This is a genomic window from Streptomyces monashensis (assembly GCF_001866665.1).
Classification (GTDB): domain Bacteria; phylum Actinomycetota; class Actinomycetes; order Streptomycetales; family Streptomycetaceae; genus Streptomyces; species Streptomyces monashensis.
In genome coordinates this window covers 106,398-120,553 of the sequence record NZ_MLYO01000055.1, presented here as the reverse complement: position 1 = coordinate 120,553, position 14,156 = coordinate 106,398, and the positions used below count along the sequence as shown (strand labels likewise).

Sequence of the window (14,156 nt, the reverse complement as noted above, 5' to 3'; positions counted from 1 at the left end):
CCTCGTGATCGCGGACCCGCCGTGGCCCCCCGTGATCGCGGACCCACACCTATGCAACTTACTCAGCGTTTGGTCGGTTCCCGATTCCGGCCATGAACGAGGCAGGATTGTGACCATGTCCAACACTCCCATGGCAGCGAGCCCGCTCACCCGGGCCGTACTCGAGATCGACGAGTACGTCTCCGGCCTCGGCTGGGACCAGCCCGCTCGCCTCTTCGCCCTTGTCGACACCGCACGGCTGCGGGCTCAGGAACCCTCGCTCGCGGCCCAGCTGGGCCTCGACGCGGACGAGTCCGAGACCGCCGGTCTCACCCCCATCGAGCAGGACGAGCTTCCGTCCGGCAAGCCGCTGGACGACTTCCTCGGCACCATCGCCTGGCCCGACGCGGTCGTCGGCTGCGCGCTGGCGGTGGAGCGCCTGATGCTGCCGCCGTCCGCCGAGGCGCAGGTCCCGCAGAACCTGAGCGAGGCCAAGCTGGCCAAGTGGGTCGCCCAGCACCCCGAGCGCCAGGAGGTCCGCATGACGGTCGCGGTGCTGCGCGACGGCACCCGCGACTCGGCGATCCGGCTGCGCGAGAAGGACTCCCCGACGGAGGTCCTCACCGGCCCGGACCTGGTGCCCGGCCTGGCGGAGGCACTGAAGGCCACGTTCGAGGACTGAGTTCTTCCCGGTTCCTCTCCGCACGGCGCCGGGGGCGCCCCGCCGCACGGGGCGCCCCCGGCCGTGTCACGTCCTGGTCAGCCCTTGGTGGTGCACGTGGGCAGTGCGGCGGTGTTCCCGCTGCGGATGTCCTTCAGCGCGCCGAGCGCGTCGCCGATGGTCTTCACCTTGACCAGGGTGAGCCCGCTCGGGGTGTCCTTGGCGGCGGCCGCGCAGTTGTCGGCAGGCGTCAGGAAGTACTGGGCGCCCTTGTCGCGGGCGCCGATGGTCTTCATCTCGATGCCGCCGATCGGGCCGACCGTGCCGTTGTCGTCGATCGTGCCGGTGCCGGCGACGAACTTGCCGCCCGTGAGGTCGCCCGGGGTGAGCTTGTCGTAGATCCCGAGGGCGAACATCAGACCGGCGCTGGGGCCGCCGACGTCGGCGAGCTTGATGTCGATGGTGAACGGGAAGGTGTGGTCGGTCCCGGCGGAGATGCCGACGACGGCACGCTTCGGCCCGCTGTCGTCGGACGCCTTCGTGGTGAGGGTGACGTCCCGGGTCGCGGTCGCCGTCCTGTGCGCCTTCTCCGCGGCGGCCTGCTCCTTCGCGGGGACGACGGTGAAGACGACGTTCTGCCCGGCCTTGTGCTTGGTGACGAGCTTGGCGACGTCGGACGGCTGCCTGACCGCCGTGCCGTCGACGGCCTTGATCACGTCTCCGGCGTGCAGCCTGCCCTCGGCCGGGGAGTCCTTGACGACGGTGGCGACGATCACCCAGGACTTCACCGGGATGCCCAGCTCCTTCAGGGCGGCGACCTTGGCGCTCTCCTGGGACTGGCTGAACTCCTCGGCGTTCTGCTGCGAGGACTGCTCCTCCGTCGTGCCGGCCGGGTAGAGCGTGTCGTGCGGGACGACCTTGGTGTCGGGGTCGAGCCAGCCGTAGACCGCCTCCACCAGGTTCATCCGGAAGTCCGCGCTGGTGACCCGGACCGTGGTCATGTTCAGGTGGCCGCCGGCCTGGTACGTCTTGTGCCCGGTGATCTGCAGCACCGGCTCGCCGTCGTGGTCCCCGAGCGTGTTCACGGTCGGACCGGGAGACATCTCCGCGTACGGCACGGGGATGAGCACTCCCGCGCACAGGAGCGCGATCAGCATCAGGGTCGAGGCGAGCATCGTCGCGGTGCGGCGTGGCATGGCACGACAGTACGTGACGCCTCTGTCAGCGGCCCGTCAGGGCCACCCTCCTCAGGCCCCGCCCGCGCCCGGGTGGGACTTCTCCATGGCCGCGCGGAACCGTGCGTATCCGTCCAGCTCGGGCCCGTCACCGCGCACCTTGCGGGTCCGACTGGCCCAGCTGCCCCAGAGCCCGCCACCGATCGCGGCCAGAAGCGGAATCAGCAGCCAGACAAGCGCCCCCATGCCGACCTCCCAACGCGATGTGCGTCCGCAACTGACTGATCAGCAGATTAACCATCCGCACGGACAACGCTCACGCCAGGGGGGCGGTTACGCAACCGGAGGGACAGAAGTGCTCCAGGTGACGGACAGCGACGGGGGCCTCAGCGGCTCCTCAACAGGCCCCCACCCACTCCTCGGTGCCGTCCGAGAACTTCTGGTGCTTCCAGATCGGCACCTCGTGCTTGAGGTCGTCGATCAGCTTGCGACAGGCCTCGAAGGCCTCCGCGCGGTGCGGACAGGAAACTCCGACGACCACGGCGAGATCCCCGACGCGCAGGTCCCCGACCCTGTGCACGGCGGCCAGCGCCCGCACCGGGTACTCCGCGACGACCTTCTCGGCGATCCGCCGCATCTCGGCCTCGGCACTGGGATGGCACGAGTACCCGAGCGCGTCCACGGCGGCGCCCCCGTCGTGGTTGCGCACGGTCCCCACGAACAGCACGAGGCCCCCGGCCGCGTCGTCCCCGACGGCCCGGAACACCTCGTCCACGGAGAGCGCGGTCTCCCGGACACCGATCAGCCTGATGGGATCCTGCGCCGCCTGCTCACCGGGATGCTCGTTCGCGTGTGCCATGCGCCCCATGGTGCCGCACGCCTGTGACAACCGGGAATACGAGATTCACCAGGCACACGTGTGTAAGCCTTTGGATTGTTCTACAGGCCCTCGCTAGACGCGGCGCCGGGCCTTGCGGGCCCGCCGTACGACGGCGGCGGCGCCCAGCAGCGCGACCGTCGCCCCCGCGGCACCCGCGGCCGTGGCGTCCTTGCGGCCGAGCCGGCGCCCGGCCACGGTGTGCCGCCCGGCGGCCTCCTCCAGCAGCTCCGCCAGGACGTCCTCGTTGGTCCACTGCGGCCGCCACCCGGCGTCGTGCAGCCGGCTCCCGCTGACCACCCAGGGGTACATCGTGTACGCGAGGTCCCCGGCCGGGGACGGCGTGAGCCCGATCCGGTGCAGCCGGGCCGCGGCGCCGAGCGCGACCGCCGACGGCAGTTCCATCCGGCGGATCCCGCTCAGCTCCTCGACCTCCTCCTGTTCCAGCCATCCGTCGCAGCCGACGGCCAGCTCCCCGTCGACCTTCTCCAGGACGGCGTACTCCAGCGCGCTGCACAGGTCCTCGACGTGGCAGAACTGCCACGCGGGCCGCGATCCGGCGACGACGAGCAGCCGCGGCGACTCGAAGTACCGGGTCAGCGCGGTGTCCGTCCCCCCGACCAGCACGGCGGGCCGTACGACGGTGACGTTGAGCCCCGGGTGCGCGCGGGGCGCGCGCCGGGCCAGCCGCTCGATCTCCAGCAGGTCGCCGACCCCGGTGGCCTCTGCGGTCGCGCGCAGCTCGGCGTCCTCCGACAGGGGCAGCTCGTTGTCCGGCAGGGCGCCGTAGACCATGGCCGAGGTGCACAGCACCACCCGGTGCACGCCGGCGGCCGCCGCGGCCGTGAGGACGGTCTGTGTCCCCCGGACGTTGTAAGCCGTGCGCGCCGCCGGATCCGTCTCCAGATCGAGGTCGAGCGCGAGGTGGACGACGACGTCGGCGCCGCGCAGCTTGTCGGCGATGGCGGGATCGCGGACGTCGAGGATGTGCCACTCGGCGTCGGCGCACTCCCCGCGCCGCTCGTCGATGGCCACGACCTGTCTGATCTCCCCGGAGGCGGCCAGCCGCTCGGTGAGCAGGGCGCCGACCCCGCCGGCGGCACCGGTGACCGCGACGACGGGCCCGCGCACGGCGGCGGCCGCGGACCGGGTTGACGGGTTTCGCGCTGCGCGAACCTGCGGATCTGGGGAACTCACCGGGCGTCTCCAGCGGTTGTCTTCAGTACGGGCGCGAGTGACGCGTACGTACCAGGTGTATCCATCCTGCCGCAGGCCTTCCGTGGGCGAAGCACCGAGGCCCGATCGGGTCCGGGTGTCTACGCTGGGTGGTGTTGTCGGGCAGCCGCGCCACCGGAGACAGACCGGTGGCCTTACCAGCCGAGGAATCCCGTGAGTGACACCCCATTCGGTTTCGGCCTTCCGCCGGAGGAGCCGGAGGACGGCGACGAGGGCAAGAAGAAGGACCAGCAGAGCGGTGGTGGGCAGGGACCGGCCAACCCGTTCGGCTTCGGCGGCCTGCCCGGAGCCGGAGGCTTGGGCGGCCCCGGCGCCGACAATCCGCTCGCAGCGATGTTCGGTTCTCTGAACCCCACCGACCTGGGCGCCGCGTTCCAGCAGCTGGGCCAGATGCTCTCCTACGAGGGCGGCCCGGTGAACTGGGACATGGCCAAGCAGATCGCCCGCCAGACGGTCGCCCAGGGCACCCCGGACGGCACCAAGGACGCCAGCGTCGGCGAGGCCGAGCGCAAGGCCGTCGAGGAGGCCGTGCGCCTGGCCGACCTGTGGCTGGACGACGCGACGTCCCTGCCGTCGGGCTCCGCCGCGGCGGTGGCCTGGTCCCGCGCGGAGTGGGTCGAGGCGACGCTGCCCGCGTGGCAGGAGCTGGTCGACCCGGTCGCCGAGCGGGTCGGCGCGGCGATGGGCGACGTCCTGCCGGAGGAGATGCAGGCCATGGCGGGCCCGCTGATCGGCATGATGCGCTCGATGGGCGGCGCCATGTTCGGTACGCAGATCGGGCAGGCCGTCGGCGTGCTCGCGGGCGAGGTCGTCGGCTCGACCGACATCGGCCTTCCGCTCGGCCCGGCCGGCAAGGCCGCGCTGCTCCCGGCCAACGTGGAGGCCTTCGGCAAGGACCTCGGCGTGCCGCAGGAGGAGGTGCGGCTGTATCTGGCCCTGCGCGAGGCGGCCCACCAGCGCCTGTTCTCGCACGTGCCGTGGCTGCGCTCGCACCTGTTCGGCGCGGTCGACGGCTACGCGCGCGGGATCAAGGTCGACACGGCCAAGCTGGAGGACGTGGTCGGCCAGTTCGACCCGCAGAACCCCGAGCAGCTGCAGGACGCGCTCCAGCAGGGCATGTTCCAGCCGGAGGACACGCCCGAGCAGAAGGCCGCCCTGGCCCGTCTGGAGACGGCTCTGGCGCTCGTCGAGGGCTGGGTGGACGCGGTGGTGCACGCGGCCGCGAAGCCGCGTCTGTCGTCCGCCGACGCCCTGCGCGAGACCCTGCGCCGGCGCCGTGCGACCGGCGGCCCCGCGGAGCAGACGTTCGCCACGCTGATCGGCCTGGAGCTGCGCCCGCGCCGGCTGCGCGACGCCTCCCGCCTGTGGGCCTCGCTCACGGACGCGCGCGGGGTCGATGGCCGCGACGGTCTGTGGGCCCACCCGGACATGCTGCCGACGGCCAGCGACCTGGACGACCCGGACGGCTTCGTGCACCGCGAGCAGCTGGACTTCTCCGAGCTGGACAAGATGCTCGGCGAGGCGGCGGACGGCTCCGCCGGAGAGGGCGACGACACAGAGTGACCCTGCACAGTGATGCCGTCCGGGTACTGGAGGGCTACGGGGACCAGCAGGGCCTGCGCGGCGTCTATCTGGACCACCTGCGGGAGCATCCCGACGGGATGTGGAAGGACTGCGCGGACGGGCACGTCACGGCGAGCGCGCTGGTGATCGATCCGGAGGGCGAGCGGGTCCTTCTCACCCTCCACCGCAAGCTCCGCATGTGGCTTCAGATGGGCGGCCACTGCGAGCGGACCGACCCCACCCTCGCCACGGCAGCCCTGCGGGAGGCCACGGAGGAGTCGGGTATCCCTGGTCTGCGTCTGCTGCGGGACGAGCCGGTGCGCCTCGACCGCCACCACACGCCCTGCGCCTGGCACCTGGACGTCCAGTACGCCGCCCTGGCGCCGCGCGGGGCCGTCGAGGCGATCAGCGACGAGTCCCTGGACCTGCGCTGGTTCGCCTACCACGAGGTCGCCGACGTGGCGGACGAGTCGGTGGTACGGCTGCTGGAAGCGGCCCGCGCACGGCTGTGAACCCGAGGCATGCGTAAGGGGCGTCCACCTGGACGGGCGCCCCTTACGTCGGTTTTCTGGACGCTCAGTTCCAGACGTTGCCCTGGTTCTGCCCGCGCGCGCCCTGCTGGCCCAGGCCGAACTGGGCGGCGATGCCGGCGCCGATCACCGCGTTCTGCGGCGGCAGCAGCTCGCTGGGCTGGACGAGCGCGAAGCCGGAGCCCATGAAGCTCAGCTCCCATCCCTCACCCGTGTTGCCGCGCCGGCGCCAGACGCCGGACGAGTGCGTCTGGGCCTGCATCTGCACCCGCAGTCCGGCGGACCAGGCGACGATCGCGTCCGCGTCGCAGTTGACGTACCGGTCGGGCGTGACCTGCATCAGCAGCGGCGAACCCGAGGTCATCAGGGCGACCCTGCCGTGCCCGGTGATGTTCAGCTGGTACTTCCCGGAGCCGGAGATGCCGTAGAGGCTGTCGACGGCGACGACCTCGTAGTGCAGCGAGGAGTCCATGGCGAGGACGTAGGAGCTGTCGACGGTCAGCCCGTCCTGCTCGACGTCCATGATGTGCACGTGCTGGGCGAGGTTGGCGAGGTAGACCGTGCCCTGTCCGTGACAGCGCATCAGGTCCAGGCCCTCGCCGGTGTACGCACGCGCGCGTGCCTGGTTGTTGCTCTGGTACTCGGCGTCGAACTCCATCAGCCCCTGGTAGGCGACCATCGTGCCCTTGCGGGCGAGGATGTCGTCGTGGCCCTCCAGGGTGACGCGGAGCAGCTGCGCGTTCTGGAGGCTCCAGCGCTCCTGGGTCTGGACGTCGTTGTGCGCGAAAAGCGGGCTCTGCATGACGTTCTGGCTCCCCCTCAGCCCCGGATCCGGAGGCGGTCGGTGCTGTCCTCGCTGGGCTGGACGACGACGATCCCCTGGCCGGAGAAGGCCATCTGGTAGGCCTCGCCGCTGCCCCGGCCGATCAGCGACTGCGCCTTGAAGCTGCGCTTGCCCTTCACCTTCAGGTTCGGCGACCAGGCCACGAGCGCGTCGGGGTCGACGTACGTCTCGTTCTCGCCGCCGCCGCAGTCGACGACGATGGGCGTGCCCCGGGAGGTCAGCGCGACCCAGCCCTGCCCGGAGATCCTCGTGTTCCACAGCCCCTGGCCGGCGAACTTGGCCAGTCCCTTGACCCGTTCGACACCCCAGCTCAGGTGGGCGTCGAAGGCGAGGAGGTTGGTGGCGTTGACGGAGATGCCGTCGCCGCCCAGATTGATCACGACGACGTTGGCGCCGTAGTCGGCGAGGTAGAGCAGTCCGTCGCCGGAGCACTTCATCAGCGGGGCGCCCTCGCCGGTGATCCAGTCGCGGGCGATCTGGCGCACGGCCGGCGGGTTCGGCTCGTACTGGACGAAGCCTTCGTAGGCGACCATCGAGCCCACGCGCGCGAGGAGGTCGTTTCCGGTCTGCATGGCGACCTTCAGCATGTGATGGCCGTGGTTCTCCATGCGGGCCGTGACGGGTGCGGGGGCGAAGCCCGCGAGTGGCTGGTTCATGACGGGCTCCCTCAGACCTCGTAGGGCTGGACGACGATGAAGTTGCCGGGAGCGCCCCGGAACTGGAGGTTGACGCTCTCTCCGGTCTCGCCCGGGTAGGCGTTGCGGCGCATGCGGACCTGGCTGGAGACGATCACCTGCGAGGCGGCCGACCAGGCGACGACGGCGTTGCAGTCGGCGAAGGTGGTCGGCGTGACCGGCAGGACCACGGGCGTGCCGTGCGTCTTGACGACGATCGTGCCGGTGCCCTGGAACTGCATGGTGAACAGCGCGCCGCCGGAGATGCCGTGGCCCTCGATGCGGCGGACCTCGTGCTGCAGGGTCTCGTCGAAGGCGAGGACGTTCTCGGCGGACACGCAGATCGCGTCGCCCTGGAGCTCGATGGGGTGCAGCTGGGTGGCGTTCTCGGCGAGGAACACCTGGCCCTGGCCGGTGCAGCGCATCAGCTGCATCTCCTGGCCGGTGGCGTGGCCGACGATCCGTCCGGCGAATCCGGCGCCCTTGTAGCTGAAGTCGATCTTGCCCTGGTAGAGCACCATGCTGCCCTGCCGGGCCAGCACGGACTGTCCGCCGATGCCGAGGTCGACGCGGACCAGCTTCTTGTTCTGGAGCGTCCAGCGCTGCCCGGTGGGCGTCTCCTTGAACATCTGGAGCCCGGTCGAGACACCGGCACCGCCCTGTGGGGCGCCCTGCGGCGCTCCGTACCCGGCGGGCTGCAGGCCGGGGACCTGGCCGTAGGGCTGCTGGCCGTGGCCGGGAGGCACGGGGGCGGCCGGCTGGGCGCCGTAGGGGGACTGCTGGCCGTATCCCGGGGGCATCGGCGCGCCGGGCCGACCGTCGTACGACGGCTGCTGCGGCGGCTGGCCATAAGGCGCGGGGGCCGGGGCGGGCGGCGGGACCGGGCCGGCGGCGGGCGGGCTCAGCGGGGCGATGACCGTCGGCGCACCGTGCACGTCGGGCGCGGGTGCGGGGCCCGGGGGCGGGGTGTGGCCGGGCGGGGTGTGACCGGGCTGCGGGGCGAAGCCCTGCGGCGGCGTGCTTCCGGCGGGCGGGGCGGAGGGCTGCGGCGCGGGGGCCGGTGCGGGCACGGGGGCGGCGAAGGCGGGTGGGGCGAAGCCGGGGGCGGCGCCGGCCTGCGGCTGCTGCGCCTGCTGCTGGGGGGCGGCGGGCGCCTCCTCCTCCAGCACCTCGCCGCCGAAGTTCTTCAGCAGCGCCTCCAGTCCGCCGTCGAAACCCTGCCCCACGGCGGCGAACCGCCACACGTCCTTGAGGTAGACGTCACCGAGCATCACGGCCCGCTCGGTGGAGAACTCCGCACCGTTGAACGAGTACCGCGCGACCTCCTCGCCGCCCGCCACGATGCGCAGGTAGCCGGGGGCGACCTGGGACATCTGCCCGGCACCGTCGATCGTCGCCGTGAAGGACAGCTTGCGGATGTGCGACGGGATCCGGTCAAGGGTGACGCGGAACGACTCCGTGTCGCCCGCCTGGGCCCCCAGCAGCTGGAGGGATTCCTCCGGGGACTTCGGCTGGTTGAAGAAGACGAAGTAACGGTCGTCCGAGAGGCGCTCGTCGCCGTCCAGGCCGAAGCAGCTGATGTCGAAGTTCAGTCCGGGCCCGGAGATCTGCACGCCTACGTACAGATCCGTGCCCGCCGTGAGATCACTGATCCTGGCCTTGTGGCCGCGTTGGAATTCCCTGGCCATACGTGACGACCGTCCCCCATCCCGAATATGAGTGCGTCGCGCCAGGCTAGCGGCAAAGTCCGACAACACACTCAGCCGGTACAGAGCCGGTACACAACCGCACCCGGGGGCGCACGAACGGTGTCCGGCTCACTCCCCGCGCGCGCCGGGGACGTGCGGCAGCCGTTCGGCGGCCACGACTCCTTCGAGATAGCCGCGGGCCCGCTCGGTGCGCGGATAGGCCTCCAAGAGCCGCCAGAAATCCGGCCCGTGACCGGGCACCAGCAGATGCGCCAGCTCGTGGCAGAGGACGTAGTCGATGACGTACTCGGGCATCCCCTGGAGCCGGTGCGAGAGCCGGATGCTGCCCTCGGCGGGGGTGCACGAACCCCAGCGCGTGTTCTGGTTGGTGACCCAGCGCACGGAGGCGGGACGCGCGCGCCCGTCGAAGTACTGCGCCGACAGCCGCTCGGCACGCTCCGCCAGCTCGGCGTCGCCGAGAACGCGTTTGCTCTCCTGGGCGGCGAGTTTGTCGAGCATGACGGTGACCCAGCGCTGCTCCTCCGCCTTCGACATCCGGGCGGGGATCAGCACGACGGTGCGATCGCCCTCGCGGTACGCGGAGACCGTCCGGCGGCGCCGGCTACTTCTGCGGACCTCGATCGCGCTCGCCCCCGAGCCGCTGGGCGGCTGGCTCGTCGTGCTGCGCTGTGGCTTTCCGGCGCGGTGCAGTGGGTCGGCGGGCACGCCCCGACGTTACCCGGTGGGCCCGGGCAAAGTCCCGGCTCCGGGACGGTTCGATGCCGATCCCCCACCATGCGTGGGATTCCTATGATTCCTACGACTGATCCGCACATCCGGTTTGCACGGCTCCACTCGACCGCGACACACAGCCTCAATCATCCGGTTCTTCCCGCTGTATCCGCCCCACTTGCCCGCTTCACCCTGTCGACTTATACGACAAATGCCCCTGCCCTGTGGATAACTCCCGACGCCGGACCGACGGGCGCGGCATGCTGGCAGTCGTCGGCGGGGCATGACCGGCCCCACCGGCGTCGTGGGCCTTCCCGGGTGTTCCCGGAAGGCCAGGATGCTTCCAGGGACGGGGGTCAGACATGCATCCGGTGTTGAAACCCGCGCTGCGGCGCGGCTGGCGCGATCGCGACACCGTGCAGTTCGGGATGACCGCGGCGCACGCGCAGACACTGGGACCCATGGACCCGGCGACACGCGGCTTCCTCGATCTGCTCAACGGCACCCGCGGGCTACCCCTGCTGCGCGAGGAGGGCCGCCGCATGCACCTGCCGGCCGGACGGGTCGACACCCTCCTGGAACGGCTCACGCGCGCGGGCCTCGTCGACGACGCGCGCGGTGGCGGGCCGGCCGCGGACGCCCTGCGCGAGCGGGACGACGTCCTGCAACGGCTGCGCCCGGACCTCACCTCGCTCTCCTTGACCACGGCCGAACCGGGCGGCGCTCTCGCCCGGCTCGCCGCCCGCCGCGTCCTCGGCGTACGGGTGGAGGGCGCGGGCCGGGTCGGCGCCCTGCTGGCGTCGGTGCTCTCCGGCGCCGGCGTCGGCGAGGTCGACGTACGCGACACCGGCCGCGTGGAACCCTGGGACGTGGCCCCGGGCGGCCTGCCCGCCGACTCGATCGGCGATCGCCGGGAAGCGGCCGCGCACGCCGCTGTCCGCCGCGCGGCACCGGACCGCCCGCGCCGCCACGCTCACTCCCCCGGATCGGCCACCCGGAATCCCGGACTCTCCCTCGTGATCCTCGCGCCCCGGGACGACGTGGGCGTGCACGCACCGGACCCGGGTGCCGCCGAGCCGCTCATGGCCTGCGGAACCCCGCATCTGTACGCCGGTGTCGTGGAGGGCACGGGGGTCGTCGGCCCACTCGTCCTGCCCGGAGAGACCGGATGCGCCCGCTGCCTGCACTTCGAGCGCTCCGACCGGGATCCGGCCTGGCCCCGGCTGATCGCCCAGTGGCGCTCCGCGCGGGCCCGTCGGATCGGGGCCTGCGATCTGACACTGGCCACGGCGGTCGCCGGATTGGCCGCGGCGCACGCGCTGGCCTTCCTCGACGGACGCTCGCCCGCGTCCACCGGAGCCCGCTGGGAGGTGTCCCTGCCCGGCCTGCACTGGTCCGCGCGGCCCCTGCGCCCGCATCCGGCATGCGGCTGCGCCGACGCGCAGAAGGGTACGGAGAAAACCAGGGGGGAGCACTCCTCAACCGAAAGGAAGCCGCGCGCGACAATGGCGGTGCAACGGCCGTCGACGAAGCGACGACGCGAAGCGGGCGCGGCGCGGCCGACTGGGACCTGGAGGGCGCATGTCTGATCTTCCCCGGAAGGCGGTCACCCGTACCGCCAAGCTCGCCGCGCTCCCGCTCGGCTTCGCCGGCCGGGCGACCTGGGGGCTGGGCAAGCGGATCGTGGGCGAGTCCGCGGAGATCGTCGGCAGAGAGCTGCAACAGCGCACGGCGGAGCAGTTGTTCAAGGTGCTCGGCGAGCTGAAAGGCGGTGCGATGAAGTTCGGGCAGGCCCTGTCCGTCTTCGAGTCCGCGCTGCCCGAGGAGGTCGCCGGCCCCTACCGCGCGGCCCTGACCAAGCTCCAGGAGGCGGCCCCGCCGATGCCGACCCGCACGGTGCACGCCGTGCTGGAGGAGCGGCTGGGCCCGGACTGGCGGGAACTGTTCGAGGAGTTCGAGGACAAGCCGGCCGCCGCTGCCTCCATCGGGCAGGTGCACCGGGCGGTGTGGCACGACGGCCGCGAGGTGGCGGTCAAGGTCCAGTACCCCGGCGCCGGCGAGGCCCTGGTCTCCGACCTGGGCCAACTGAGCCGCTTCGCCCGCCTGTTGGGCCCCCTCATCCCCGGCATGGACATCAAGCCGCTCATCGCCGAGCTGAAGGACCGCGTCTCCGAGGAGCTGGACTACGCACTGGAGGCCCAGGCGCAGTCCGTGCACGCGGAGGAGTTCGCCGACGACCCGGACGTGGTGGTCCCGGCGGTGGTCCACCAGTGCGAGCAGGTCCTGGTCACGGAGTGGATCGACGGGATCCCCCTGTCGGAGATCATCACGGACGGCACCGAGCGGCAGCGCGACCGGGCCGGCCAGCTCCTGGCCCGCTTCCTGTTCTCGGGCCCGGCCCGCACCGGCCTGCTGCACGCCGACCCGCATCCGGGCAACTTCCGTCTGCTGCCCGGCGGCCCCGACGGCGAGGACGACTGGCGCCTCGGCGTCCTGGACTTCGGCACGGTCGACCGGCTGCCCGGCGGCCTGCCCACACCTATCGGCGTCTCGCTCCGGCTGACCCTGGACGGTGACGCCGAGACGGTCTACGAACTCCTCTGCGAGGAGGGCTTCGTGAAGGAGTCCATAGAGCTGGACCCCGACGCCGTGCTCGACTACCTGCTGCCGATCATCGAACCCGCCCGCGTCGATTCCTTCCAGTTCACCCGCACCTGGATGCGCAGCCAGGCCGCCCGCATCGCCGACCCCCGCTCCCCCGCCTACCAACTGGGCAAGCGCCTCAACCTGCCGCCGTCCTACCTGCTGATCCACCGGGTGACGCTGAGCACGATCGGCGTCCTGTGCCAGCTGGGCGCGACGGTACGACTGCGCGAGGAACTGGAGGAATGGCTGCCGGGGTTCGTCGAGGAGGACCTGCCGGACGAGGACCTGCCCGGGGAGGAACCGGCGGCGGAGGGCTGATCCGGCATGCCCTGAAGAGGGGGGAGGGGAGGGGAGGGGAGGGGAGGGTGGGGGGAGGGGGAGGAGCCCGAAGGAGAGGCTCACCACCAGGAGGAATCCAGCCGCCCCTCGATCGCCCTGAGGTTCTCCCTTGAGCAGACGTCGCAGAAGTACCGGCGGGTGCCGCTCTCCACGGAGCAGGTCCAGGTGGCCGGCGGGGGGCCGTCGGCCGGGGTGCCGCAGCGGGCGCACGCGAGCACACGGCGCTCCGGGGTGGAGCCGCCCTGATCACCGTCTCCGGGAGGACTCTTCACCCGGTGACGATAACTCCCGCACCGGCCGATCGCCGTGCACAACGCACCGCGGGGGCCGGTCCGTTCGGCCGGACCGGCCCCCGCGTGGAAGTCTTCGCCTCCCCGGGCCGGGAGGCCACCGCTTCTCAGGTGTGATCGTTACTGCATGACGGCCATGGCGAGCGCGCGGCGGGCGCGGAGCGAGGCACGCTCGGCCCGGCGCTGCATCCGCTGGGCGACCGCCAGGCGCAGAGCCCGGCGCTCTCTCCCGGCGTCGTCGAGGCGCTCGTGCATATGCGCACGAGCCAGGGCTTCTTGCATGAGTTGCATCTCACGGTTCCTGTTCTGGCGCGCTTCGGTCGCACCGGTGGTGGTGAAGTCTGTGGTCGCGGAGCCTGCGGGCTCGCTGGTGGACGGCTTCATCGGGGCCTGCTTCTTGGGGTCGTGCGTGAGGGGGCGATCGATCGTTCCTGCGGTGTTCATGCCGTGACCGGGTTCTTCCGCGGGCGACCACGCGGCCGCTTCCGGGCGACGACGACACCCTGGACGAACAGTTCGCCGCCCCAGACGCCCCAGGGCTCGCGCCGTTCCTTGGCACCGGCGAGGCAGGCCTCGATCAGCGGGCAGGTGCGGCACAGGGACTTGGCGTACTCGACGTCCGCCGGCGACTCGGCGAAGAAGACCTCCGGGTCGTAGGAGCGGCAGGGAACGGGTACGCCGAGGTTCTCGATGGCGTCGTCGAGCGCGGTGAGCGCGGTGAGGGGGATCAAGGTGGAGTCCTCCGTGAGGCCGGGCGGGGGGATCGTTTGCGAAGGCGGTACGGACGGGGCGTGCGCTTCGAGTTGCACGGTTGGTCTTCCTCGTCTGGTCGTTCCGGCCGGTTGACCGGGTGTCGGCTGGTACCGGGTTCTTTTCTGCCCGAGGCCCCTTCGGCTCCGTTCTCCCGCTTGAGGGAAAACAG

General features: G+C 71.8%; 16 protein-coding genes. 5 read left to right on the top strand and 11 right to left on the bottom strand.

The window, feature by feature from the left end; translation table 11 throughout:
* The first annotated feature begins 115 nt into the window (after window positions 1-115).
* Window positions 116-661 (top strand): PPA1309 family protein, encoded by a 546-nt coding sequence (locus tag BIV23_RS30345; protein ID WP_071384183.1) that lies wholly within the window; start codon window positions 116-118, stop codon window positions 659-661.
* Between the two features lie 77 nt (window positions 662-738).
* Here BIV23_RS30345 and BIV23_RS30340 read toward each other — a convergent pair whose 3' ends face one another.
* The 4 genes from BIV23_RS30340 to BIV23_RS30330 form a co-directional block, all read right to left on the bottom strand.
* On the bottom strand, window positions 739-1,836 hold the full coding sequence (locus BIV23_RS30340) for a YlbL family protein (RefSeq protein ID WP_177240089.1): 1,098 nt from the start codon (window positions 1,834-1,836) through the stop codon (window positions 739-741).
* A 51-nt stretch (window positions 1,837-1,887) separates the two neighbouring features.
* On the bottom strand, window positions 1,888-2,061 hold the full coding sequence (locus BIV23_RS50630; protein ID WP_177240088.1) for a hypothetical protein: 174 nt from the start codon (window positions 2,059-2,061) through the stop codon (window positions 1,888-1,890).
* A 151-nt stretch (window positions 2,062-2,212) separates the two neighbouring features.
* The gene (locus tag BIV23_RS30335) at window positions 2,213-2,674 is read right to left on the bottom strand and encodes a molybdenum cofactor biosynthesis protein MoaE (RefSeq protein WP_071384182.1); all 462 of its coding nucleotides are present in this window, start codon (window positions 2,672-2,674) and stop codon (window positions 2,213-2,215) included.
* A 93-nt stretch (window positions 2,675-2,767) separates the two neighbouring features.
* The gene (locus tag BIV23_RS30330; protein ID WP_071384181.1) at window positions 2,768-3,889 is read right to left on the bottom strand and encodes an SDR family oxidoreductase; all 1,122 of its coding nucleotides are present in this window, start codon (window positions 3,887-3,889) and stop codon (window positions 2,768-2,770) included.
* Between the two features lie 192 nt (window positions 3,890-4,081).
* Between BIV23_RS30330 and BIV23_RS30325 the strand changes: the two genes are divergently transcribed.
* Complete coding sequence (locus tag BIV23_RS30325; protein WP_071384180.1) at window positions 4,082-5,491, top strand: zinc-dependent metalloprotease; 1,410 nt, start codon at window positions 4,082-4,084, stop codon at window positions 5,489-5,491.
* Complete coding sequence (locus BIV23_RS30320) at window positions 5,488-6,003, top strand: NUDIX hydrolase (RefSeq protein WP_071384179.1); 516 nt, start codon at window positions 5,488-5,490, stop codon at window positions 6,001-6,003. Before BIV23_RS30325 ends, BIV23_RS30320 begins: the two co-directional genes overlap by 4 nt.
* A gap of 64 nt (window positions 6,004-6,067) precedes the next feature.
* Here BIV23_RS30320 and BIV23_RS30315 read toward each other — a convergent pair whose 3' ends face one another.
* The 4 genes from BIV23_RS30315 to BIV23_RS30300 all read right to left on the bottom strand — a co-directional run bounded on the left by BIV23_RS30315 (window position 6,068) and on the right by BIV23_RS30300 (window position 9,953).
* Window positions 6,068-6,823 carry an AIM24 family protein gene (locus BIV23_RS30315; RefSeq protein ID WP_071384178.1) on the bottom strand — a complete coding sequence of 252 codons (756 nt, stop codon included), beginning with the start codon at window positions 6,821-6,823 and terminating at the stop codon, window positions 6,068-6,070.
* A 17-nt stretch (window positions 6,824-6,840) separates the two neighbouring features.
* Window positions 6,841-7,521: an AIM24 family protein gene (locus BIV23_RS30310; protein WP_071376550.1), complete on the bottom strand. Its 681-nt coding sequence runs from the start codon at window positions 7,519-7,521 to the stop codon at window positions 6,841-6,843.
* 11 nt (window positions 7,522-7,532) lie between these two features.
* Window positions 7,533-9,227 carry a TerD family protein gene (locus BIV23_RS30305; RefSeq protein WP_071384177.1) on the bottom strand — a complete coding sequence of 565 codons (1,695 nt, stop codon included), beginning with the start codon at window positions 9,225-9,227 and terminating at the stop codon, window positions 7,533-7,535.
* 129 nt (window positions 9,228-9,356) lie between these two features.
* Window positions 9,357-9,953 (bottom strand): M48 metallopeptidase family protein, encoded by a 597-nt coding sequence (locus BIV23_RS30300; protein ID WP_071384176.1) that lies wholly within the window; start codon window positions 9,951-9,953, stop codon window positions 9,357-9,359.
* Window positions 9,954-10,321: 368 nt separating this feature from the next.
* Between BIV23_RS30300 and BIV23_RS30295 the strand changes: the two genes are divergently transcribed.
* The gene (locus BIV23_RS30295; protein ID WP_071384175.1) at window positions 10,322-11,548 is read left to right on the top strand and encodes a TOMM precursor leader peptide-binding protein; all 1,227 of its coding nucleotides are present in this window, start codon (window positions 10,322-10,324) and stop codon (window positions 11,546-11,548) included.
* Window positions 11,541-12,923, top strand: coding sequence for an ABC1 kinase family protein (locus BIV23_RS30290; protein ID WP_071384174.1), 1,383 nt, complete (start codon window positions 11,541-11,543; stop codon window positions 12,921-12,923). The genes BIV23_RS30295 and BIV23_RS30290 overlap by 8 nt, the downstream gene beginning before the upstream one ends.
* 80 nt (window positions 12,924-13,003) lie before the next feature.
* Here the strand turns inward: BIV23_RS30290 and BIV23_RS49790 are convergent, their stop codons facing one another.
* From BIV23_RS49790 to BIV23_RS30280, 3 genes are all read right to left on the bottom strand, one after another.
* On the bottom strand, window positions 13,004-13,216 hold the full coding sequence (locus BIV23_RS49790) for a hypothetical protein (protein ID WP_143079146.1): 213 nt from the start codon (window positions 13,214-13,216) through the stop codon (window positions 13,004-13,006).
* A 138-nt stretch (window positions 13,217-13,354) separates the two neighbouring features.
* Window positions 13,355-13,678 carry a hypothetical protein gene (locus BIV23_RS30285; protein WP_071384173.1) on the bottom strand — a complete coding sequence of 108 codons (324 nt, stop codon included), beginning with the start codon at window positions 13,676-13,678 and terminating at the stop codon, window positions 13,355-13,357.
* Window positions 13,675-14,043, bottom strand: a complete 369-nt coding sequence (locus BIV23_RS30280) for a WhiB family transcriptional regulator (RefSeq protein WP_053664703.1) — start codon at window positions 14,041-14,043, stop codon at window positions 13,675-13,677. Before BIV23_RS30280 ends, BIV23_RS30285 begins: the two co-directional genes overlap by 4 nt.
* Between the last annotated feature and the right edge of the window lie 113 nt (window positions 14,044-14,156).

What these genes read in the sequence shown, in the direction of transcription:
- BIV23_RS30345 (WP_071384183.1), top strand. Translation starts at nt 116, where the DNA reads ATGTCCAACACTCCCATGGCAGCGAGCCCGCTCACCCGGGCCGTACTC.
- BIV23_RS30340 (WP_177240089.1), bottom strand. Translation starts at nt 1,836, where the DNA reads ATGCCACGCCGCACCGCGACGATGCTCGCCTCGACCCTGATGCTGATC.
- BIV23_RS50630 (WP_177240088.1), bottom strand. Translation starts at nt 2,061, where the DNA reads ATGGGGGCGCTTGTCTGGCTGCTGATTCCGCTTCTGGCCGCGATCGGT.
- BIV23_RS30335 (WP_071384182.1), bottom strand. Translation starts at nt 2,674, where the DNA reads ATGGCACACGCGAACGAGCATCCCGGTGAGCAGGCGGCGCAGGATCCC.
- BIV23_RS30315 (WP_071384178.1), bottom strand. Translation starts at nt 6,823, where the DNA reads ATGCAGAGCCCGCTTTTCGCGCACAACGACGTCCAGACCCAGGAGCGC.
- BIV23_RS30310 (WP_071376550.1), bottom strand. Translation starts at nt 7,521, where the DNA reads ATGAACCAGCCACTCGCGGGCTTCGCCCCCGCACCCGTCACGGCCCGC.
- BIV23_RS30305 (WP_071384177.1), bottom strand. Translation starts at nt 9,227, where the DNA reads ATGGCCAGGGAATTCCAACGCGGCCACAAGGCCAGGATCAGTGATCTC.
- BIV23_RS30295 (WP_071384175.1), top strand. Translation starts at nt 10,322, where the DNA reads ATGCATCCGGTGTTGAAACCCGCGCTGCGGCGCGGCTGGCGCGATCGC.
- BIV23_RS30290 (WP_071384174.1), top strand. Translation starts at nt 11,541, where the DNA reads ATGTCTGATCTTCCCCGGAAGGCGGTCACCCGTACCGCCAAGCTCGCC.
- BIV23_RS30285 (WP_071384173.1), bottom strand. Translation starts at nt 13,678, where the DNA reads ATGAACACCGCAGGAACGATCGATCGCCCCCTCACGCACGACCCCAAG.